Origin of the sequence: Paenibacillus sp. FSL R7-0163 (assembly GCF_037969975.1) — a bacterium.
In the GTDB taxonomy this organism is placed as follows: Bacteria; Bacillota; Bacilli; order Paenibacillales; family Paenibacillaceae; genus Paenibacillus_AQ; species Paenibacillus_AQ odorifer.
Genome location: NZ_CP150224.1, coordinates 2974549 through 2997492, shown reverse-complemented (window position 1 = coordinate 2997492; position 22944 = coordinate 2974549). Strand labels below are relative to the sequence as shown.

The following is a 22944-nucleotide window of genomic DNA, read 5'->3' as shown; positions in this document are numbered from 1 at the left end:
GGGTTTTATGAATCGGAAAAATGGGATGACCTATGCACCAACATATGAATCCAAACCAGTAGTGAAGCCGGGTGAATTCATCATTGCCGCTATTGCCCTAGATCACGGTCATATTTACGGGATGTGTAACGGACTGGTTGAAGCAGGGGCAGAGCTGAAATGGGTATATGATCCGGATGAGGAAAAGGTCAGAAATTTTATTAGTAAATATCCCGGTATCAAAGCTGCTGGATCTGTGGAAGAAGTTCTGGAAGATCCCGAAGTGCGATTAATAGCAGCGGCAGCAATTCCATCTGAACGCGGACCTTTAGGCAATCGAGTAATGGCTCACGGGAAGGACTATTTTACGGATAAAGCACCCTTTACAACCCTGGAACAGCTTGAATCCGCTAGAGCAGTGGCAGCAGCAACTAATAAGAAATATATGGTCTACTACAGTGAACGCCTTCACGTTGAAAGCGCTATCTATGCTGGGCGGCTGATTCAGCAAGGAGCTATCGGCCGTGTCCTGCAAGTCATTGGATTAGGGCCACATCGTCTAAATGCTCCTAACCGGCCGGAATGGTTTTTCCAAAGGGAGAAATATGGTGGGATTTTGTGTGACATAGGCAGTCATCAAATAGAACAATTTTTGTATTATGCAGATTGTCAGGATGCTTCGGTTATTCATAGTAAAGTGGCCAATTACAACCATCCGACTTATCCCGAATTAGAGGATTTTGGTGATGCTACTCTTGTAGGTGACAATGGGGCAACACAATATTTTCGCGTGGATTGGTTTACGCCTGATGGGCTGGGCACATGGGGAGACGGGCGCACGATGATTATGGGCACTGAAGGATATATTGAACTGCGTAAATATACTGATATGGGTCGTTCAAATACACCGGATCATGTGTACTGGGTCAATGGGGAAGGGGAACATTATGAGCATGTAGCTGGGAAGGTTGGTTTTCCTTTCTTTGGTGAGCTAATCCTTGACTGTCTGAATCGGACAGAGCTGGCGATGACACAGAGCCATGTGTTCAAAGCTGCCGAGCTATGTCTGAAGGCTCAAGAACAAGCGATCAATCTAACCCCGGCAATACTCAGATAACGATTGAATGATGAACGGAGGGTAATATAGATGAAAGAACTTGGAGCAGCCATTATTGGATGCGGAGCCATTTTCCCTCTACATGCAAAAACATTAACAGGCATCGATGGTGTGAGCCTACTTGCAGTTGCAGATATTGATGCTGACAAAGCATTACATGCGGCTAAAGAATATGACTGCCAAGCTACTAATGATTATAGAGAAATTTTAAAGGATGACCGTATTCATGTTGTACATCTCTGTACGCCTCATTATTTACATGCAGAAATGGCTACGGAGTTGTTACAAGCAGGAAAACATGTCCTTACCGAAAAGCCTATGGCGGCAGATCTTCCTTCAGCCAGACGAATACTTGAAGCCGCACAGCAAAGCACAGGTCAGCTTGGTGTGGTGTTTCAGAACCGTTATAATGATGCCTCCATATATATTAAGCAGGTCATTGATTCAGGAATATATGGGAAGCTGCTCTGCATGAAAGGAATCGTGACCTGGCACCGCAGCGAAAGTTATTATAGCGATAGTGACTGGAGAGGACGCTGGTCTACGGAAGGTGGAGGTCTGCTAATTAACCAAACCATTCATACACTGGATTTACTTCAGTGGTTTGGTGGAGAGGTGGCATCGGTGAAAGGCAGTATTACCACGGATGTGCTAAATGGGGTCATAGAGGTAGAAGATACCGCCCATGCCTGCATCGATTTCACTAGTAATGTCAGAGGGCTCTTTTATGGTACAAATACCTATCTGGAGAATTCTCCAGTGGAGCTGGAGCTAGTTTTTGAAGAAGGTACTATCAACCTCCGCAGAGATCATTTATATCTTTGGAAGGATGGAAAGGAAACCTTGCTGTGTGAGCCTAGATTTAGTGCTACGGAAGGTAAATCCTATTGGGGTACCGGGCATAAGAGACTGATTGAGGACTTCTATGAGCATGTCGCCAGGGGTCAAAAGTTTTGGTTGGATGGTGCTGAAGGGATAAAAGCGTTGGCGTTGGTGGCGGGGATTTATAGTTCATCGCAAAAGGCTGAATAAATAATAAATAAGCTGTATCAAAAGTAGATTACTCTACGAATGATACAGCTTATTGTATTTTTAATGTGAATCACTTATTCTCAATCCTCATAAATCAACGGAACTCTAAATATTCTATAACCTACCTTTTTAGCTTGTCCATGGGGTTGATTTATGTAATTATGTTCTTGGGTAAGTAATTCGTAGATTTACAATAAATATAAAATGATGATTAACGGCAGGTAGGAGGGGTTAGGAATGAGTGTTACATGGAAAAGAAGGATTCTGATCAATGATCCTATTTCACTAGATCCAGTTCAGATTCAGCAAGACTTGTACAGCGGCAACCAAGTGATTGTTCAGTTCTCTGATCCATCGACCTATGGTTCGATTCTGGATGAAGTAAATGAGCTTTGCGCGCGTTTTGATGAAAATTTTGGAGTGCGTTTTTATGGCCATTATTCTGTATCCTTTGATTGTGAGACACTCCTGCAGATTCCAAATGTTAAAATGCTGCTGCTGAATTGTCTTCGCCAGGCACATAACACGAACGTATTGGCTAAGCTGAATAACCTGTATAGTCTGAGCGTGGGTATTTATGAGCTTGAGAATTCGGAGATTCTGAGTATAGATACGTTGCGGTCTTTAAGCATTTTAAATATTAGTTCGGAGAAAAAGACGCTTAATCTGGAATACCTAAAAGAATTCTCTCGTCTAGAACAGTTGCATGTAATAGGAAAGGTTAAAAACCTTGATGCTATTGGAGATCTGGAGGATCTTACCTATCTCGCGCTGCACTCCATCAGCAACAAACCCTTACATTTTATTAATCGGCTAAAGAAATTGAGAGAACTTCGCATTTTACTTGGAGGCAGAGAACATATTCAGGACATCGAAGAGAATGAGATCGAGAGCCTGGAAATTTGTAGAGTCCGTGGCTTTCATGATCTGAGTAATATTTCGGTTTTTCGTGCGTTAAAAAAGCTTGTGATTGAAGATCAAATCCAGCTACGTGAGATTAACTTTGATCAGCAGATGAAGGCATTGGAAGAGCTAACGATTATGAATTGTAAAACATTGGCTCATTTGACGGGAATGGAGCAATTACCTTTTCTGCACAAGCTTCGTATTTTCAAAACGGCGATCGATTTTGATTCATTTATAGAACAAGAGCTTCCAATTGGCTTAACTACATTAGAGTTTGCAACTTTTAAAAGAAAAGTAGATCAGGAAATTCAAAAAACAATAGTAGGGTTGGGATATCAAAACGGAATTGTCTACAATGAGAACAGGGGATGATACAGCTTTTTTTATTCCATAAATCTTGAGGACTTATTTCTATCTTTTTTACAAGCTTTTAAATATTTTATTTTTTTCATATAATAGTAGATATTAAATTTATAAATAATTGTAATACACCATGATAAGGTTATAATTGATACAGAAAAGGTGTGACGCCTAAGAAGGAGCGCCCACATCCTTTCTGCAAAATTCAGGGGATAAGGATGGTAATAATGGGCAAAAGTGCAACTGATACAGACGTCATTTTAATTGGTGCCGGAATCATGAGTGCGACTTTAGGAACACTTTTGAAGGAATTAGTACCGGAATGGAAAATTAAAGTATTTGAAAAGCTTGAAAAAGCAGGGGAAGAAAGCTCTAATGAATGGAATAATGCAGGAACCGGGCATGCGGCGCTCTGTGAGCTTAATTATACTGTTGAAAAGCCAGACGGATCTATAGATATTAGCAAAGCTATTCAGATTAATGAACAGTTTCAGCTTTCGATGCAGTTTTGGTCTTATCTTGTAAATCGTAAGCTGATACATAATCCCCAGGACTTTATTATGCCGTTACCTCATATGAGTTTGGTGCAAGGGGAGAAGGATATAGCTTTTTTAAAGAAAAGATTTGAAGCGCTCTCAAAAAATCCATTATTCCAAGGTATGGAATTTTCTGCTGACTTTAAAAAACTGATGGAATGGATTCCGCTTATTATACAAAATCGTCCAGCGAACGAATCCATTGCGGCTACAAAAATTGACTCTGGAACGGATGTTAACTTTGGTGCTTTAACGCGTATCTTATTTGAGCATTTAAAGAGTAAAAACGTCGATCTCCACTACAAGCATAGTGTCAATAGTATGAAGCGTAACAGTGCTGGCTCATGGGATCTAAAAATCAGAAATGCCAGCGGTAACATTGAACAACATACAGCGAAATTTGTATTTATTGGTGGCGGGGGAGGAAGCCTGCACTTACTGCAGAAATCCGGTATTCCTGAAGGAAAACATATTGGAGGATTCCCAGTAAGCGGTATTTTTATGGTGTGTAATAATCCGGAAGTTATTGCGCAGCATCATGCCAAAGTATACGGCAAAGCTAAAGTTGGAGCCCCTCCAATGTCCGTACCGCACTTAGACACAAGATTTATCGACAATAAAAAATCACTGTTATTTGGGCCATTTGCCGGCTTCTCACCTAAATTCTTAAAAACGGGCTCAATGTTTGATTTAATAACTTCTGTGAAACCGGATAACCTCATAACAATGCTGTCGGCAGGTGCTAAAAACATGTCATTAACAAAATACCTGATCGAACAAGTGCTGTTATCGAAAGAAAAACGTCTGGAAGAACTGAAAGAGTTTATCCCCAATGCCAAAATTGAAGATTGGGATCTTGTTGTAGCTGGTCAGCGTGTGCAAGTTATCAAAGATACAGAAGCTGGCAAAGGCACACTTCAATTTGGTACCGAGGTTATTAGTGCCGCTGATGGTTCGGTCGCAGCACTGTTAGGGGCTTCCCCTGGAGCTTCTACGGCTGTTCACGTGATGCTTGAAGTGCTTAACAAATGTTTCCCTCAATATATAAAAGAATGGGAACCCAAAATAAAAGAAATGATTCCTTCTTATGGCTTGTCACTAATGGATAATCCCGTGCTTCTGCAGAAAATTCACACTACAACAGCAGCTGCACTGGGTTTAGGTGGAAAAGAACATGTTTTTAATCAAAAGGTGTTTTAGTAATAAAAGGGCTGCCGAAAGGCAGCTTTTTTTTCTGCTCAAACCTGAACTATTGACACAAAAGTGTATTACACGTATAGTACATAAATAAGATGTATGAACCACTTAGTACACACACTTAGTATATGGAGTTGGTTGTATGACAGAAGAACAGAAATCAGGCGTCAGCTTTAATATTCGTGAGCCGGTATATATTCAAGTTGTGCGTCATTTCAAGGAACAGATCGCCACAGAGCAAATCGGAGCGGGAGACAAAATTCCTTCACGGCGTGAACTTGCATCAGTAATGAAGATTAATGCGAACACGGCGCAGAAGGCATATAAGGAAATGGAGGAACAGGGTTTGATCGTAACAGAAGGGAATTCCCCGAGCCGAATTACACAGGATCAGCAAATACTTAACTCGATTCGAGCTGAATTAATCGAAAGTGCAGTGGATATATTCATCAGCTCCATTCAGAATATTCAAATTCCAGTTGAAGAACTGGTAGATATCATAAAGACAAAATATACATCCGAGCGAAAGTTATCTCCAGAGGATGGTGACACAAGATGATCCAAGTGAATCAGATGGTGAAGAATTATGGATTCAAGAAGGTACTTAATGGCGTTAGCTTCACTGCTGCCAAAGGAGAGATTACCTGCCTGATCGGAATCAATGGTGCCGGGAAGTCAACGGTGCTGAAGTCCATCATGGGACTGACACCATACAAAGGTGAAGTCTTAATCGATAATGTATCACTAACACCTGTGATGTATGAGAAAATCACTTTTATTCCAGATTCGTTAACGATGCCCTCCAATATGCGAATTGCTGATTGCTTGATCTTTATGGCTGACTTTTATCGGAATTGGAACGCTGAACGTGCAAAGGAATTGCTTAAGCTCTTCCAACTGAGCTCTTCGGATCGCGTATCCTCATTGTCGAAGGGGATGGCTGCGAAGGTAAATTTGTTGCTGGGACTAGCCTTGGATTGTGATTACATCCTAATGGACGAACCGTTCTCGGGGATTGATATGTTCAGCCGCGAGCAAATTACTGATGTGTTCACGAGTGAATTGATCGAGGACCGTGGTGTGATTATTACAACTCATGAAATTAACGATATTGAGCATTTAATTGATAAAGCGGTCTTGCTACAGCACGGGAAGGTAGAGCGTGAATTCTACTGTGAAGAAGTTCGCGAGCAGGAAGGTAAGTCCATTACGGACGTAATGAGAGAGGTGTACATGAAATGAGAGCTTTTGTGAAGCTATTGAATTTTGAAATGAACCGATTTGCCAAAATATATATTGGACTCATGGTGCTGACAGTTGCCTTGCAGCTTGCAGCAGTCACCATCGGTGCTAATCATTGGCTGGATTCTGCGAATGAGGCAATGAGAGTGAATCAATGGACGCTTGAGCAATATCACAATGTGACTGGATATATTCAGCTAAACAGTATGATGTATGCTCGCTATAATGGACTTCTATATTTCGGACCCATATTCTTGAGCATAACAGTGTTACTAATATATAGCTGCTTCATCTGGTACCGTGACTGGAGAGGTAAAAATACGATAGTATATCGCCTGCTCACCTTGCCATCCAATCGGGCGAATTTGTATTTTGCCAAGCTGGTTACGATCTTGCTATTCGCATTTGGACTTGTTGCCCTGCAAATTGTGCTTGTGCCACTGGAGCGTTTGATAGCACAGTCGATTCTTCCTGCTGAACTATATCGGAACATCTCGGTATTTGATTATTTGAAGTATCCTACTGTGCTTAGAGTACTGGTTCCGCCCTACTTTTCTGAGTTTGTTCTATATTATGGACTGGGCATTACGGGCTTGATCGTCTTGTTCACAGCGATTCTAATGGAGCGGAGCTACAGACTGAAAGGGATCGGCTTTATCGTATTATACTTAGCGGTTCTAGCTGGATTAGCCTCAATACCCTATCTTATGGGTTATAGCAGATACGATAGCTACTTCTATCCCGGAGAAATCTTAGGTGCTTGTCTCGGATTAATAGTGATTATTGCTGGAGGTTCGCTTTGGTACAGCTTGTATCTATTGCGTAAGAAAATATCGGTATAATTGAAGGGGAATGGAGGTTAAGGAATGAGAAAATATATGGTTACCGCCGTTCTTGTAGTGTTCGCGGTTGTTACAATCGGGACGTATTATGTACAGGCTTCACAAGAGACACCACCTAATTATAAGCTGACGATGGTTCAAGGGGATGCTTCTCTCGTTGAAGATATAGCTTTATACGGAAATTATCTGACTAAGGATAGTGTTTTTGGCATCAAACGAGCTAATATCACTACAAATGGTACAGATTATCCAGATGAAAAGTTAACGATCAGCCAAAGCTTAAACCGAAGACCAGTGAACACACAATTGGATAAATGGAGGGATCAGCATCGTCAGTTCATGCGTGGAAAGAAGAACTTAGCTGGGTTTTATGAAAATCAGGATATGCTTGCTTACGTGAATTGGACCGTAGATAAGCAGCAATCCAATGATCCTTCAGCGAAGAAAAATGCTAAGCTCAGTATTTCTGTGCTTAACAAGCAGAAGAACAATACGCTGGAAATCACATCCGATATCAATGTAGATCATGATGTTTCAGATATGTATGTACAAAATGTACAGCTTGTTGATCAAGAGCTTGTTGCAATGGTGTTTTTGAATCACAGCGCCAAAGGTTATGTATCTGAACCGCAGATTATCCGTGTTAATCTAACAACAAAGGAGATTACAAATGAGCCGCTCGTGTTACCAGGAGCTAAATCTGAAGCAGCAAATGGGGATAATCAATTCGTTAGGTTAGCCAATCAAAATCTGGATCACACGGATCAATGGATTTTAACGGTTAGTAAAGATAATCATAAAAAGGCATATCAAGTAGATGTTGCAACAGGACAAATCTCGCCGCTCGCGTTCCAAGGGCATGAAATGTTATTGAATAATATTATGAATGCGTATGGACAGAAAATTTATTTCCTGCAAAAAGCTGTATCGGGTAAGGAGAATATAGGATTTACTGTTATTTCTTACGATCTCGTGAGTAAAGAATATGAGACTACTTTGAAGAATACAAATATAGATTTAAGTGAAAACATTACCTATGATTTTAAACAAAACTATCTCTATATTGTGGGTTATAAGAATTTCAAAGGTAATCGTCTATATGTATTCAATTTGACAAGCGGTAACCTTGAATACGAAGGAAAAGTAGTATCAACGGAGGCTGCAAATCAGGCTGAAGATGAAACTAACATGGATTTGAATTTTATCGATCTCGGTCAGTATTAGAATTACTTGTAGAATAGAAAAATAGAGATAAAGAGATATGAAAAGGTACCAAGGCCGAGCTAATGACTTCTAATAGTCAATTAGCTCGGCCTTTTAGTCGAAAATTATAAAACAGCCAATAATAACTGTATTTCGATTAAAATATATTGTAAAACGATAAATAATGTGATAAATTCAATTCACAATAAATCTGTGAGGTGTGTTTTTTATGGAAAGAGGATCAACACTTTTTTTAAGGGCAGCGGTTATTCTTATAGGTATCCCGGTGCTTGCTTTGTGCATATTTGTGGTGCCGGAAATAGCGAGTTTCGCAGCAGAACTGTATCCGGATTATAGTTTATTGAAATATCTCCTTGCCATTGATTTGTATGCCTCGGCGATACCTTTTTACTTTGCACTGTATCAAGCTTTTAAACTGTTAGGCTATATTGACAAGAACAATGCTTTCTCGGAAATGTCTGTACAGGTTTTAAAGAAAATAAAATATTGTGCAATCATCATCAGTGGCTTGTATGTAGTTGGTATGCCACTCTTTTACCTCATGGCGGAGAAAGATGATGCCCCCGGGATTATAGTCATCGGCTTGATTATCATTTTTGCCTCCATGGTGATTGCCGTTTTTGCAGCAGTTCTGCAAAAGCTTTTAAAAGAAGCTATTGATATAAAATCAGAAAATGACTTAACTGTCTGAGGTGAAAACAATGGCGATTATAATTAATATCGACGTGATGCTGGCTAAAAGAAAAATGAGTGTTACTGAGCTTTCGGAGAGAGTTGGAATAACAATGGCTAACCTTTCTATATTGAAAAATGGAAAAGCAAAAGCGGTGCGATTATCAACTTTAGAGGCAATTTGTAAGGCTTTGGAATGTCAGCCTGGAGATCTATTAGAATACAAAAATGATGAGGAAACATAAGAATGAAGTCAATAACACAATTACTGCATTTCGGATATCATCAGGCGATGAGTTGCATATTTCCAGTTGCGATTTTTGGGACTTTAGCTCTTTCTAACATAATAGAAATGCCTTTTCTTTACCGTTATGATGCCATTCTTCTAATACTGCTTACAGTGCAGTACCTCATGTACCGTACTGGATTAGAGACACTGGATGAAATAAAAGTAATCTGTGTGTTCCACGTTATTGGTTTATTGCTGGAAATCTATAAGGTAAAGATGGGTTCATGGGCATACCCTGAGCCAGGGTTTACGAAGGTGTTTGGTGTACCCCTCTATAGTGGATTTATGTATGCAAGTGTCGCAAGCTTTATGTGCCAGATATGGCGAAGATTGAAAATGGATATGACCGGTTGGCCGGGGCTTGCTTCAGCGGGATTGTTGGGAGGAGCCATCTATTTAAATTTTTTCACACATCATTTCATTCCTGATTTTCGTTGGTGGCTGACAGCGCTTGTGGTTGTTGTCTTCTGGAAAACATGGATCATTTATAGGGTACGGACGGTTACCTATCGAATGCCCTTGACACTGGCCCTTTTTATTGTAGGATTTTTTATCTGGTTAGCTGAAAATATCGCTACATTTTTTAATGCATGGAAATATCCTGATCAATATCAAACGTGGCAACTGGTTAGTTTCAGTAAGATCAGTTCGTGGTTCCTTCTAGTGATCATTAGCGTCATTATAGTTGCCCAGCTTAAACATGTTAAGGCTAACCGTAATCCGATAAATTCATAATTGAGCTGAGTTCGGACAATACGGTTGATTTGACGAATAAATCATTCGTTTGTTACAATGACGGCATCAATTAGGAAAAGGATGAGGACGATGGTTCGTCGTTTGAAAAGGTTTAAGAATGTCGCTACTGCATCAAGCTTCTAAGTATAAATGAATTACATTACTTAGAAGCGAGGGAAAGAAAATGAAACAACATCAGTTCAGCCACTGGTCTGAAATTAAGTATTTAAAGGATATTGTCACCAACCCAATGATTGAGGTAGGAGAGTACTCTTACTATTCTGGTTATTACGATAATCTTGATTTTGAAGATGGGTGTGTTAGATACCTTTGGGGTGATGAACAATCAAGAAAGTTGTTTAATCCCAGTGAAGATTATGGTTGGCATTTAGATAAATTGATTATAGGAAATTATGTTTGTATTGCTAGTGGTGTAATTATTCTCATGGGTGGGAATCACAATCATCATCCTGAATGGATCACCGTGTATCCTTTTGTAGATCAGATTGCAAACTCTTACGAATCCAAAGGGGATACAATCATTGCAAGTGATGCCTGGATTGGGATGAATGCAATGATTATGCCCGGTGTGAAAATAGGCGAAGGTGCTATTGTTGCGGCAGGATCAGTTGTTGTAAAGGATGTCCCACCGTATACGATAGTAGGCGGCAATCCTGCTAAAGTGATCAAGCAACGGTTTACAGATCAAGAAATCGAAAAGTTAAAGGAAATGTGCTGGTTCGATTGGAAACGTGAGAAAATTGAACAAACCACGTCTATCTTTTCAAGTTCATCTATTGATCAATTATATGACTTTTACCTTAAAGAAATAAAAAAATAACAAAATCAGAACAGGCTGCCGGTATATTCTGCAGCCTGTTCTTTTATCTGACAGGGTAGTTTAACAATAATTGTTTTTTACCAGATTAATCCTAATTAGTATGTTAATATAGGAATGGACTCATTTAATAAGTTAGGAGGAAATTATATTATGGCCTTACCTTTACAAATCCGTCGAATGACACAAAACGATATTGCTATTATACATACGGGGTTATCTGAGCATGACGTAAGCCAACCTCTTGATTATGTCCAGCGTTGTTGGCAAGAAAATCAAAATGAAAAGCGAGTTACAATTTTAGCTTTTTGTGAAAATGAGTTTGTTGGATGGGGACATGTGGTATACAGGTCGGAATATCCTTATTTTGCAGAGAATAATATACCTGAAATTCAAAACTTTGACGTCATCCCGCCATTTAGGAAACGTGGGGTAGGAAGTGTATTAATTGAAGCTCTTGAAAAAGATGCTTTTACTATATCTAATACTATTGGTATTGGATTTGGATTATACGCTGACTATGGAACCGCACAACGGATGTATATAAAGCGTGGTTTTATCCCTGATGGGCGGGGAATCATGTACGATAATAAGCCTGTTGAGCCTGGGGCACATGTTTGTGTGGACGATGATCTCTGCCTTTATCTAATAAAAACTATTGAGCAATAAAAGCAGCTCTTGTATGGGGGAGATAGATTCTGAAGTATATCGAATTTGGTCTTGGCAATACATGGCTTATTAGAACTGAAACGGAGTTAGAGGATGGAACGGAATATGAAGAAAAAGGCATAGTGAAACCGGTAAAGTTCCGCTCGTTATATTTTAGAGTTTGGATTGGCAAAACCGTAATCATTCTAGACTTAAGACAAGGCTTGAAAATAAGTAAGAAGAGTCGTAAAACGTTGAAGATTATTTTTGGTATAACAAGTCTTTAGGTTAAGTATGACAAGGTTGCCGTCTAAATGAACAAATGGAGGAGCAAGATGAACTCATTTTTAATACAAAAATATAGTCCGCAAAGAGATAAGGCGCAAATTGAACATATGTTACTTCACAATAAGGATTTATTAAAGAGTTTTTATCAAAATGAAGAAAGCAACAGAGAGAACATTGTGGTTGCCATTATGAATGATACATCCATAGGCTTTCTTTCATTTAACGGGTTTGGAAGAAAACCACAAGCAATCCTGTTTGTTAATAATGAGTATGACACAATGGAAGTCGGCTCCAAGCTTATAGAAGAATATGAAAACATGCTTATACATAATGAAACAGTAGAGCATACAGTATTCAATGTTCTTTCTAACAATGCTCAATTAATCAGCGTTTTGGAAAAAAATAATTATCGCGTATACTTTGCCATCTATAATATGGAACGAACAGGCGCTCCCTTTCCTTCAGAGAATATCCTGGTTAGAAATTATGAGGAAAAGGATTACTTTGAATGGGACAGAGTTTGCGAATTAGCTTTTTATCATATGCGTCAACGTGTAGGAATGTATCCCTCGTTTTTTTATAAACCTGTGGAATGGGAACGGGAACAGTATGCGGAGAATAAAGATAATATGTTTGTAATGATAGTTGATGAAACGATAGTAGCAGTAGGCAAGATAGCAGGAAATAAAATAAGTATGGTTGCTATTTCGATAGAACATCAATCACGAGGTTATGGAAGATCTTTTGTGAAATTTCTTATTAATGAAATCATTAGTAGAGGTGAAGATAAGGTCATACTTGAAGTAGTGAAGGGGAATTTTGCGAAAGCCTTATATGAGAGCCTTGGGTTTAAAGAAACGGAAATATACCACAACTATATCAAGTATTTTAGACCTGACACGAGACTTAGCGCTCCACCTGAGAATTATTAAAAAACTCAAAAATATAATGACAAGCGAGGTTTATATGGATCAGCCAGAGATTTTGACTCAAGCGCTGTCTAAGTTTTATGAAGAACTTGAACGATCTAATTTACCGGTTAATACTTTTATGCTATTGCGAAAGGGAGAAGTTATTACCGAGTTTTATCGTCAACCGTATCGCAAAAACGTTCCCCAAATTTTATTTTCTCTGAGTAAGAGCTTTACATCTATTGCAGCAGGCATAGCATGGGATAACGGTTATTTTGAATTAACGGATAAAGTGGTTTCTTTTTTCCCAGATCAGCTTCCTAGCTCAATTTCACCTAATTTAGATAAGATGACGATACATCATCTTCTTTCCATGAATACGGGGCATAACAATAATATATATGGTGCGATAGCCAAGCAAAATGATTGGGTTCGTGCCTTTTTAGCTTTGGACGTAGAAGATGAACCGGGAAGTTATTACAATTACAATACACACGCCACTTATATGGTTTCGGCTATTATCGAAAAGACGACTGGAGAGAATCTTGTTGATTTTCTAATGCCAAGATTATTTACTCCATTGGACATAGAAAGACCGGATTGGGAGACTTGCCCGTTAGGAATTGTTGCTGGTGGAATGGGACTAAGCATACCAACAGATGGAATTGCGAAATTTGGCCAGATGCTCCTCAATCAAGGAGTTTACAATAGCTGTAGAATTGTTTCTGAAGATTATTTAAAGCTGGCGCTAAATGAACAAAGCGATAATCGTTGGGGACAAAATAAGGCTGATTGGTCAAACGGATATGGTTATCAGTTCTTTATGTGCAGGAATGGATGTAAGATGGGGAATGGAGCTTTTGGTCAATTGTGCTTCATTGATCCGAGTCGAGAGATTGTGATTGCTGCAACTTCAAGTTTTACCGAGATGAAGAAGTTACAGGATTTTTTAGATATCATATATGCAAATTTACTGAACCTTGATTGGCCAACGGTTGTATCTAACATTATTAAACCTCCTACATTTACCTCCTTAGTAGACAGGATAGTTAAAGTAGATTATAGATCGTACAGTGGAATTTATATCTTTGAAGATAATAAGCATAAAATCAAAGAATTAACACTGAAGTTTGAAGAAGATCACCTTAGTTTTTCTTTACTTTACGACGATCATTTAGATGAATTTAACTTCAATTTTTTAAAGCCTGCCTATGCAAAATGTTTATTTATTAAAGACTTATCCCTTAGTGAGCAGGAAGTTTGTACATCTGCAAGCTGGCAATATGCTGATTCTAAATTAATCCTCACGGTATATTACATTGAAACCCCTTACGTAGTTGATTACACCTTAAGTTTTAGCGGTAAAAAAATTGAATTGCATATGCATAGGAATCTTTCCTTGGAGGATAGAGAAGACATAACTGTTATTGGTTGGGAGGGATGAAATGATCAAGGGTAAAGGATGGATGGCTGTTTTATTTTTGCTGTTTTCTTTAGTTTTTGTGGGAATCACACATCAGGGGACTATGTTTGGGGATTACCTCTTCAGAACCATTGGAATTCCGCCTTGGAGCGAGCCTGCGACAAACCATGGTTTACATTACTCAGCGATATTCGGGATTATTATGTTAATCGTCAGTGGGAGTTTAACTATAAAGCACTTTAGACAGCGTTATAAAAAATATGTAGGCAGAACCGTTTTGCTTGCTATCATCATTTTCATTACGTTATATCCATTTCTAACAGAACGATTGTATTATCTTGTGAATATGAACAATGAAGGAATTGAAGTTGTGGATTTTCTGGAAAAAGATTCGCACTGTATGTACGGTACTCAAGAGGATATAGTGAAGGTTCAATGTACAATCAGGCTAATCAACTATGGCGGGCAAAATGAAACCGTTATGATTCGTCCAATCTTTCGAGAGTATGGTAATTCTCAAGGGATTTGGTCATTCGCAGAGGTTCAGCCGCAAGAGATTACATTGTTACCAAGATCTAATATTAAACATAACATTCACTTTGAGAGTAAGCCTGATGCTCGGATCGCTGAATTCGGGGCGAACGGTAATACCGATTATTTTGGTGTGGAATTCGTCAAGGATGGACAGAAAAAGGTAGTCTTTAGGGACTGAATTGATAAAAAAATTTATGTCAGTTTTAGCTTTGGTATTATTACAGCTGAGCAGTAACGGAGGGGGAAGGTTTCCAGTGACTCAACGACTGATAACAAAAGTGAACCAGCGCCTCGATAGTGTGCGTGTGCTGGTTCAAGAAATGATCATGTCTTTAGGTAGCGAACAACGGAAACAGGAAGCGTGTGTTCACCTGTACGGAGTGTCTAGCTTCGCTTCATTGCTTGCCATGAAAAGAGAACAAAATCAGGAATTGGCAGCCATTATAGGACTGCTTCATAATTATTATTTCTTCAAAACCGGAGTCAAGGATTTTCCAGGTCCCAACAGTGCAGATACCGTAAGGCCTTTATTAAGAGACTTGAATATGTTCACCAATGAAGAGCTGACTCAAATTCTAAAGGCGATCTTCCATCAAGGGGATAGGAATAAAGTTAAGGGTCACTATGAAGAGATTCTAAAGGATGCTCAAGTTCTACAATTACATTTGCAGAATAGGGACTGTAATGTAACACAACAGGACACGAATAGGCTTCGGAATGTACTTCGTGAAATGACGATTCCAGAGGATTTTTTGGAAGAGATAGATTACAGTAGCGGGGCTGAAGTTCACCAGCCTACGGATAAACGAGGCAAGTTGGCTAATATTGCTGAAGCATTTGGAAAAGAAAACATTGTTGGAATACCAGGAAACGAACGATATCGAGAAATCTGTAAATATTGGCCTGACCAAGGGATTTATAAAGTATTACAAAACAATTGGTGCGCAGCATTTGTATATTACTGCTGTATGCAAGCTGGCTTTCTGCTGCCGATTCGATATCCGAATGCTGATTTTCGATTAGCTGGCGTAGGGGCATGGTTAGAGTGGGCGCAACTACCTGAGACCGCATTTTTTTATTTTGACGGGCAAGAGGGGTTTACTCCTCAACGTGGTGATATTGTGATTTATGAAAAATTGCTAACTAATGACCCTCACGATCATACAGGTATTGTTTTAGCATGCGATGACAAAGAGATCTTAGTTGCTGAAGGAAATAGGGATAATCAGAATTATTCCAGTGTTTTCTACAGAGATCGCTGGCATTGCGTATATGGCTATATCCGTATCGCTAATGACTATGAATTTGAGTTTAATGGAGAGTATACTCCAATTAGTTGAGGATGAAGAAGATTGCTTAATGGGCGAGTGTAGGAATTATATACTTGCCTTTTAAAAATGTTAGAGTTATCATAGATTTCTAAAGTCGTTAATGGAGGTGCTGAATGAAATATTCCCAAGCGACAGATTATGCACTTCATGCAATGCTCTATATGGTGACGGTAGCGTCTGATAAGCCGGTGGGTGTTCAATTGCTTGCTGAGAAGCTGGGTGTTTCCCAAACCTATCTGTCCAAAATGATGACTAAGCTAGTGAAGGCTGGATTAATTCAATCTGCGCCTGGCGCTAATGGTGGGTATCGTCTCAGACGCAAGTCGGAGGAAATTTCTTTTCTGGATATTATCCATGCGATTGAAGGAACTGCTTCCTTTTTTGAATGCAGTCTAGATCACGGAAGTGAATGTCTGATTCAACAGGTTGTGATTGACGCTGAGCGACAGATGGAGCAGTACTTAGAGAACACGAAAATTGCAGATTTGGCAAAAACGATGAAGACGGAGTAAAGATCCGTTCTTTTTTCGGGCTTATTAGAGATAATATAAATCCGTAATAACTTTAATGTGGGTTTTGATACTAAAATGTGAAGTTTAAAACAATGGAGGATGATTACAATGACTGATGAGCAAAAATTAAATGCCAAGAGGGCGACCTATGAAAAAACAACTCGTATTTCGATTCCCTCTTATGATTCATTATTTTCGATGATCCAATCTTATTTTCGCTTCGAATTAGGTGACATCCCTGTATCTTTGCTCGTGGTCGGTGCGGGGGGAGGAAATGAATTTTCGGCATGGGGTCCATCTAACCCAAACTGGACATTTACTGGAGTGGATCCTTCGGAAGATATGCTTAAGATCGCGAAGTTAAAGATAGATGAACTGGGCTTAGAGAGCCGTGTCAGTCTGATTCCTGGGACAATCGATGATCTTCCTCAGCAGGACTCAAAGTTCGATGTGGCAAGTTGTATTTTGGTCCTTCACTTCATTCATGATGTTCAAGAAAAATTGAAATTGCTTCGCTCCATAAAGGATAATCTGAAACCGGGTGCTCCATTTGTTCTCGTAAGTGCATATGGAGATTTGGATGATCCTGAACTCCACGACAGAATAAATGTATGGAAAAGCTTTTGGGTTGCAGGGTATGAATCTCCCGAAGCGTTTGATAATGTAAGTAGCAATATTACGAAAATATCTTTTCTTCCTGAAAAACAAATTGAAGAGTTATTGAAAGAATCAGGCTTCACGAGAATCACTCGATTTTATTCTACTGGAATTATGGCAGGCTGGATGTGTCACGCGGGGTGACTTGAATACTTTCGGACTCAGATGACGTTATTTGCATATATTTAGCCTTTGGAGCATGATTTCGGACTCCAGTGCTGCTATTCCTTAAATAGAGGATGATATATGGTGATTATCAAGCTCATAGCGGCTATGGAGTCCGCGAGCACCCTTAATATAGTAAAAAGTAGCGCATAAGGTCAACTGTGTCCTATAGCGGCTTCGTTCGTGTGAATAATATCTAATCAAACCAAGTTTAAGGATTAGATCAGCGATCAGTTAGATTCAAAAAGTAAGGGTGCCCAACAGCCATTGTATGGCTATGGACACCCCATTGTTTTTAACGAAAGTGACTAATCTATACATGAAGCTTGTAACGATTTGCTTTGCTCATCTGCTGAATGTCTGCAAGTTCCTCCGAAGTGAGTGGAGCTACATCAGCAGCCATTACATTGCTTTTTAATTGCTCCAGACTGCTTGCCCCAGGAATAATAACGGCTACAGATGGATTAGCTAGTGGATAATGCAGCGCTGTTTGCGCAAGATTGCGCGAGTCACTAGTTTCCTGCGAAAGTTGATCATGTAAATTCAGAAGTTCCTCACTACTGTAATCTAAGTAATTCTTTTCCGCCTTGCTGCGGCCACGCTCTGATAGAATGCCCCCTGCTAAAGGTCCGCGTGCGATCATGCTAATTCCATGCTTAGCTAGCAGAGGAAGGATTTCTTCCTCAGGACGTCGATCTAAAATGCTATATTGGCTCATAATACTTACAATATTTGATTTTTTCACATATTCTCTAATTACATTAGGACGAATAGAAGAGATCCCATAATAGCGGATAAGACCCTCTTGCTTAAGTTCTTCAAAAGCTTCAATCGTTTCGTCAATTGGATCTTCAATAGTGCCGCCATGCAGCTGGTATAGATCGATGTAATCCGTTTGCAGCCGTTTGAGACTATCTTTGACTGCATTTTTAATATAGGCTTTTGAAGGGTCCCAGCTCCAGCCTTCTTGACCGGGAATTCTGCGGTTGCCAACTTTTGTTGTTAGGATTACATCCTGACGACGTTGACGAATGGCTTTGCCAATAATCTCTTCATTACGGCCCTCATCATAAAGATCTGCTGTATCAACAAAATTGATTCCTTGATCGAGTGCTTCATGAACAATGGAAATGGCTTTCGCCTCATCCGTACCCAAAGACATACAGCCAAGTCCTATTTCACTTACATACAAATCGGATTGTCCTAAACGATTTTTTCTCATAGCGCATTCCTTTCTACTTCTGTTGTTGTTATATTATAACGTTTTGGAGATTTGAATTCTAATGGTGCTGCTGACTTCCATTGACTTTATGATCTTTTGGCTTTATCGTCATAGCATATATTATTTATTAGATGAAGATAGATAGGGAGAGATTTGATCATATGGAACAAGCGATGTTTGCAGGCGGATGTTTTTGGTGCATGGTGACACCGTTTGAGGAATTACCAGGCATTCATGGAATTGTATCGGGATATGCGGGAGGGTTAACTGAGAATCCAACCTACGAAGAAGTCAAAACCGGAACAACGGGGCATTACGAGGTTGTGCAGATTACGTTTGATCCAGCGCTTTTTTCATACGAGAAGCTGCTTGAATTATATTGGCCTCAGATTGACCCTACCGATGATGGTGGACAATTCCAGGATCGAGGGACTCAGTACCGGACAGCTATCTTCTATTATAATGAAGAACAGCGGTTAGCGGCTCTTGCCTCGAAGGAACAGGTTGCGGGCAGCGGCAGATTCTCCGGTCCAGTCGTTACGGAAATTCTTCCGGCGCCAACTTTTTATCGTGCAGAAGAGTATCATCAGGATTATCATCATAAGAATCCTAAGCACTACAAAGAAGATCGGGAGCAATCCGGTCGGGATACTTTTATCGCAAAACACTGGTAAGCATTGAAAAATCTAGACCCAGAGCATCCTGAGTCATTCATGGCTTACGGGATGCTCTTTTTGCATTATATACAAATTTTATTTATTTTAAATTCTACATACTTTCCACACATTTGTAGACTAAACTACTCTAAATCAAGCGAGAACATCACACAGGAGGGTTTAGGATGAAAAAAATCATACCATTTGTTGCCGTTAGTTTGCTTTTGAGTACAGTGATAACAAGCTGCCAATCAGGCAATAATGTTCCATCTAAGGTTAATTCGCATGCTAGTTCTGCAACGGTGGAGCCACCTTGGATAGCTACGAAGAATACTACTCGCATTAACACTTCAGATCCGATTCAAGCCGCAGTGTTAGTTTCTCAGACTTTATGGACTGCGCAAACAAAGAATAATAGACCCTCAAGTGTAGTTTTGACGGATGTGAGTAATTGGCAGATTGCCGCAGTTAGTGCAGATTTGATTCATCATCCCAGTAACGGCCCCGTCCTGTATACCACAAAAGATGGGGTTCCTGAGGTTACCCTCGCAGAACTTAAGCGACTGAATCCAATAGGTGCTGATGGCAATAATGGGGTTCAGGTAGTGCTTGTTGGGCCTATGGCATCTAATGTAGAACAACAATTAAAGGCCATTGATTTAAAAGTAGACCGGATAGAAGGGGATGAGCCAGCGGCTGTAGCTCAGGCTATAGATACTTATTACGCTAAAGCAGCCGGCGAACTTCCAAAGTCGGTCATTATTGGTTCTATGGATAATCCTGAGTACACGCTGCCAGCAGTGAATTGGATCGCACATATGCCGGAACCTCTACTCTATGTAACCAAAGACGAAATTCCTAACTCAACGGACGAGGCTTTAAAAGAACGTGGAGGTAGCGCAACCATTTACATACTAGGACCAGAAGACATTGTCTCAGCAGATGTAGAAAAGCAATTAAAAGAATACGGAACAGTTACCCGTATAGCTGGACAAGATGTTTTTAAGAACGCTATAGCTTTTGCAAGTTTTAAGGATGCCAATAACGGATTCGGCTGGGGAATCACTACACCCGGTCATAACCTGTCTTTGTTAACCACGGATTCAACGATGCTCGCTATCACCGCTGCGCCTTTTTCCCATTTGGGGAAACATGCGCCGCTTATTTTTACAGAAAAAGACGGGCTGCCAGATTCAGTAATGGAGTATATGATGGAGCTTCAACCTAAATTTCAAGATTCACCAGCGGAAGGTCCTTACAATCATGCTTGGATAACTGGAGATAACCTTGCAATAAATGAGCGAGCACAAAGTGAAATTGATGATATGCTAGAAATCTCACCTACTGCAGGAGGCAATCCGCATTCCGGCCACTAACCATAATCACAGGCTGGCATCATTTAGGGATGATGTCGGCTTGTTCTGTATTTTTTTGTATAATGAGAAGAACTAGGTCATAAAGAGGGTGAACGGCTTGAATAAGCTACAGATACTGATCGTAGATGATGAATGGAACATGCGGAATTTATTGCGGATTTATTTAAGTAAAGAAGGGATGTCTACAAAAGAGGCGTCAACGGGTCATGAGGCACTCCAACTGTTGAAACAACACAGCTTTGACCTAATCTTGCTGGATGTGATGATGCCGGATATGGATGGCTGGCAGGTCTGCAAGCTGGTGAGGGAGACAAGCTCTATCCCAATTCTAATGCTAACCGCACGTTCTGAAACCAAGGATAAGGTACGTGGTCTCGGTATAGGAGCAGATGATTATCTTACTAAACCGTGTGAGCCGGAAGAATTAGTGGCTAGGATTTATTCTCTGCTGCGGCGTTCAACACTTACATTTGCCCACCAACCTCAGGATAAGGTGCTCACATACCCTGATTTTAAAATATACCCAGAAGCTAGGGAGGTACATATTCAGGATACATCCATTGAATTCACTCTCAAGGAGTTTGATTTACTGGCTACTTTGGCGCAAAACACTACCCGGGTTTTTACGAGAGAAGAACTGGTGGAACGATTATGGGGGAATAATTATGAGGGGGAGAATCGTGTTATCGACACCCATATTAAGAATATCCGTGAGAAATTGCATAAGGCAGGCCTCTCCTATAATCCGGTTCAAACAGTGTGGGGGTTAGGTTATAAATTTCACGTTCCAGGTAATCTGGTATGAAAAATAACATCATCGGACTTAAGCTTGGTTATATTATAATGTCTGTTTTTTTAGTTGTTTTGCTTGTCCTTGGAATTACTATAGACCGGATGTTTACAAGCTTCTATTACAACGAGATGCAAAAAGAGACGGAGGAACTCACCTCACATTTTATCGGAATGGCGGAATCGCAGGATAGTTCAAATGAGCAGATGATGAGTACCTTTGCAGAATTTTCGGATGTCAGTATCTTTAATATCTCGAAGGATGGCAATGTGATACTCCACTCGGGTGTACATGATCGTTCGGATCGTTCATTCATCCAAGCTTCGGATGTTAGCCGGATTTTCGCTGGGAAAAGTGTTGATTTTGAGTATAAAGATCCTGCTGGACATTCTTATTTTATCATTGGAAAACCAATAATGGAGGGGGATACAACTCAGTCTGCACTTTATGTAATGTCCTCTACAGAGAGTATGAAGCAATCTTTGGCTTCCATCCGGAATCTGCTGCTGATTGCAGGAATAGGGGCTTTTATATTGGCTATAGGGATCACTGGTGTGATCGCCATGATTTTGTCCAGACCTCTGATCAAGATGCAAAAGGCAACCCGGAAAATCGCGGCTGGCGAGCTGGAAACGAGACTTTCTATACGTAGCAACGATGAGATTGGTTTTTTGGCAGAGGCTATAAATGATCTGGCTGTCGATCTGCAACGATACAGGGATACACGTCAGGAATTTCTGGCAAATATCTCACATGAGCTGAGAACGCCCATTACATATTTGGAGGGGTATACCAAGGTAATAAAAGATGGACTTTACGAGACCGAAGGGGAAAGAGATCTATACTTGGATATCATTCATCAGGAAGCACATCGGCTCCAGCATCTTGTGGATGATTTATTTGAACTGGCAAAGATGGAGGAAGGAAAGGTTACTCTTACCCAAGAGTGGATCGATCTCAGTCAGCTAGCGGAACAAGCCGTGCGCAGAGTTGAACTGAAAGCAAAGGAGAAGGGGTTACTGCTGAAGCTTCAGCTTAGCGGAGATGCGTATATGATCCGTGGAGATCAAAAACGTATGGAACAGATTATTATGAACCTTCTGGAAAATGCAATTCGTTATACGGATGAAGGTGAGATTATTGTTCATATGGAATTTGCAGCGGATGCTGCAACTCTAATAGTTGAAGATACAGGAATAGGTATTCCTGAGGAAGAGCTTCCCTATATCTTCGAGCGTTTCTACCGGGTAGAGAAATCACGTTCAAGACAATACGGCGGTTCAGGTCTGGGACTTTCCATTGTTAAAAAGCTGGTGGAATTGCATGGAGGCAAGATTCGAATGATAAGTCAGCCTGGAGCGGGTACTCGTTGCGAGGTGCAACTATTGAATCTATCTAAATCCGAATAAATGTAAGTAAAAAGAGACTTCAGATACAAAATGAGGTCTCTTTTTTGCTTGTT

The 22944-nt window shown here is 40.1% G+C and carries 25 protein-coding genes; 24 read left to right on the top strand and 1 reads right to left on the bottom strand.

Going from position 1 to position 22944, the window contains the following annotated elements; genetic code table 11:
• Positions 1-7: 7 nt before the first annotated feature.
• The 20 genes from NST45_RS13185 (at position 8) to NST45_RS13090 (ending at position 17417) form a co-directional block, all read left to right on the top strand.
• Complete coding sequence (locus NST45_RS13185; RefSeq protein WP_076213253.1) at positions 8-1096, top strand: Gfo/Idh/MocA family oxidoreductase; 1089 nt, start codon at positions 8-10, stop codon at positions 1094-1096.
• Between the two features lie 30 nt (positions 1097-1126).
• Entirely contained in the window at positions 1127-2128 is a 1002-nt protein-coding gene (locus NST45_RS13180; RefSeq protein WP_076213256.1) for a Gfo/Idh/MocA family oxidoreductase, read from the top strand.
• A 237-nt stretch (positions 2129-2365) separates the two neighbouring features.
• Positions 2366-3406, top strand: coding sequence for a hypothetical protein (locus NST45_RS13175; RefSeq protein WP_076099321.1), 1041 nt, complete (start codon positions 2366-2368; stop codon positions 3404-3406).
• Positions 3407-3621: 215 nt separating this feature from the next.
• Positions 3622-5130: a malate:quinone oxidoreductase gene (locus NST45_RS13170; protein WP_036678172.1), complete on the top strand. Its 1509-nt coding sequence runs from the start codon at positions 3622-3624 to the stop codon at positions 5128-5130.
• A gap of 139 nt (positions 5131-5269) precedes the next feature.
• Positions 5270-5686, top strand: coding sequence for a GntR family transcriptional regulator (locus tag NST45_RS13165; protein ID WP_076099320.1), 417 nt, complete (start codon positions 5270-5272; stop codon positions 5684-5686).
• The gene (locus NST45_RS13160; protein WP_076099319.1) at positions 5683-6369 is read left to right on the top strand and encodes an ABC transporter ATP-binding protein; all 687 of its coding nucleotides are present in this window, start codon (positions 5683-5685) and stop codon (positions 6367-6369) included. The genes NST45_RS13165 and NST45_RS13160 overlap by 4 nt, the downstream gene beginning before the upstream one ends.
• The gene (locus tag NST45_RS13155; protein WP_038570781.1) at positions 6366-7211 is read left to right on the top strand and encodes a hypothetical protein; all 846 of its coding nucleotides are present in this window, start codon (positions 6366-6368) and stop codon (positions 7209-7211) included. Before NST45_RS13160 ends, NST45_RS13155 begins: the two co-directional genes overlap by 4 nt.
• A 24-nt stretch (positions 7212-7235) precedes the next feature.
• The gene (locus tag NST45_RS13150) at positions 7236-8435 is read left to right on the top strand and encodes a hypothetical protein (protein ID WP_036678162.1); all 1200 of its coding nucleotides are present in this window, start codon (positions 7236-7238) and stop codon (positions 8433-8435) included.
• A gap of 208 nt (positions 8436-8643) precedes the next feature.
• Complete coding sequence (locus tag NST45_RS13145; RefSeq protein ID WP_339825877.1) at positions 8644-9126, top strand: DUF2975 domain-containing protein; 483 nt, start codon at positions 8644-8646, stop codon at positions 9124-9126.
• Positions 9127-9136: 10 nt separating this feature from the next.
• Complete coding sequence (locus NST45_RS13140; protein WP_076129351.1) at positions 9137-9352, top strand: helix-turn-helix transcriptional regulator; 216 nt, start codon at positions 9137-9139, stop codon at positions 9350-9352.
• Positions 9353-9354: 2 nt separating this feature from the next.
• Positions 9355-10131: a DUF817 domain-containing protein gene (locus NST45_RS13135; protein ID WP_339825874.1), complete on the top strand. Its 777-nt coding sequence runs from the start codon at positions 9355-9357 to the stop codon at positions 10129-10131.
• A gap of 184 nt (positions 10132-10315) precedes the next feature.
• The gene (locus NST45_RS13130) at positions 10316-10972 is read left to right on the top strand and encodes a CatB-related O-acetyltransferase (RefSeq protein ID WP_076141674.1); all 657 of its coding nucleotides are present in this window, start codon (positions 10316-10318) and stop codon (positions 10970-10972) included.
• A gap of 150 nt (positions 10973-11122) precedes the next feature.
• Entirely contained in the window at positions 11123-11638 is a 516-nt protein-coding gene (locus NST45_RS13125; RefSeq protein ID WP_036678147.1) for a GNAT family N-acetyltransferase, read from the top strand.
• A 29-nt stretch (positions 11639-11667) separates the two neighbouring features.
• Complete coding sequence (locus NST45_RS13120) at positions 11668-11904, top strand: DUF3977 family protein (protein WP_076141673.1); 237 nt, start codon at positions 11668-11670, stop codon at positions 11902-11904.
• 48 nt (positions 11905-11952) lie between these two features.
• Positions 11953-12837, top strand: a complete 885-nt coding sequence (locus tag NST45_RS13115) for a GNAT family N-acetyltransferase (RefSeq protein ID WP_076141672.1) — start codon at positions 11953-11955, stop codon at positions 12835-12837.
• A gap of 34 nt (positions 12838-12871) precedes the next feature.
• On the top strand, positions 12872-14260 hold the full coding sequence (locus NST45_RS13110; protein ID WP_170914244.1) for a serine hydrolase: 1389 nt from the start codon (positions 12872-12874) through the stop codon (positions 14258-14260).
• A 1-nt stretch (position 14261) separates the two neighbouring features.
• Complete coding sequence (locus tag NST45_RS13105; protein WP_036678141.1) at positions 14262-14951, top strand: hypothetical protein; 690 nt, start codon at positions 14262-14264, stop codon at positions 14949-14951.
• 76 nt (positions 14952-15027) lie between these two features.
• Positions 15028-16113 carry a CHAP domain-containing protein gene (locus NST45_RS13100; protein ID WP_249267729.1) on the top strand — a complete coding sequence of 362 codons (1086 nt, stop codon included), beginning with the start codon at positions 15028-15030 and terminating at the stop codon, positions 16111-16113.
• 104 nt (positions 16114-16217) lie between these two features.
• On the top strand, positions 16218-16616 hold the full coding sequence (locus tag NST45_RS13095) for an Rrf2 family transcriptional regulator (protein WP_036678138.1): 399 nt from the start codon (positions 16218-16220) through the stop codon (positions 16614-16616).
• Between the two features lie 108 nt (positions 16617-16724).
• Complete coding sequence (locus NST45_RS13090) at positions 16725-17417, top strand: class I SAM-dependent methyltransferase (protein WP_036678136.1); 693 nt, start codon at positions 16725-16727, stop codon at positions 17415-17417.
• A 334-nt stretch (positions 17418-17751) separates the two neighbouring features.
• Here NST45_RS13090 and NST45_RS13085 read toward each other — a convergent pair whose 3' ends face one another.
• Positions 17752-18660: an aldo/keto reductase gene (locus tag NST45_RS13085; protein ID WP_036678134.1), complete on the bottom strand. Its 909-nt coding sequence runs from the start codon at positions 18658-18660 to the stop codon at positions 17752-17754.
• A 161-nt stretch (positions 18661-18821) separates the two neighbouring features.
• Between NST45_RS13085 and msrA the strand changes: the two genes are divergently transcribed.
• The 4 genes from msrA (at position 18822) to NST45_RS13065 (ending at position 22891) form a co-directional block, all read left to right on the top strand.
• Positions 18822-19334, top strand: coding sequence for a peptide-methionine (S)-S-oxide reductase MsrA (msrA, locus tag NST45_RS13080; RefSeq protein WP_036678131.1), 513 nt, complete (start codon positions 18822-18824; stop codon positions 19332-19334).
• A gap of 167 nt (positions 19335-19501) precedes the next feature.
• Positions 19502-20692, top strand: coding sequence for an ArsR family transcriptional regulator (locus NST45_RS13075; RefSeq protein ID WP_076099310.1), 1191 nt, complete (start codon positions 19502-19504; stop codon positions 20690-20692).
• Between the two features lie 97 nt (positions 20693-20789).
• Positions 20790-21497, top strand: a complete 708-nt coding sequence (locus tag NST45_RS13070; protein WP_170914243.1) for a response regulator transcription factor — start codon at positions 20790-20792, stop codon at positions 21495-21497.
• Positions 21494-22891 carry a HAMP domain-containing sensor histidine kinase gene (locus NST45_RS13065; RefSeq protein WP_036678128.1) on the top strand — a complete coding sequence of 466 codons (1398 nt, stop codon included), beginning with the start codon at positions 21494-21496 and terminating at the stop codon, positions 22889-22891. The genes NST45_RS13070 and NST45_RS13065 overlap by 4 nt, the downstream gene beginning before the upstream one ends.
• Positions 22892-22944 lie beyond the last annotated feature (53 nt).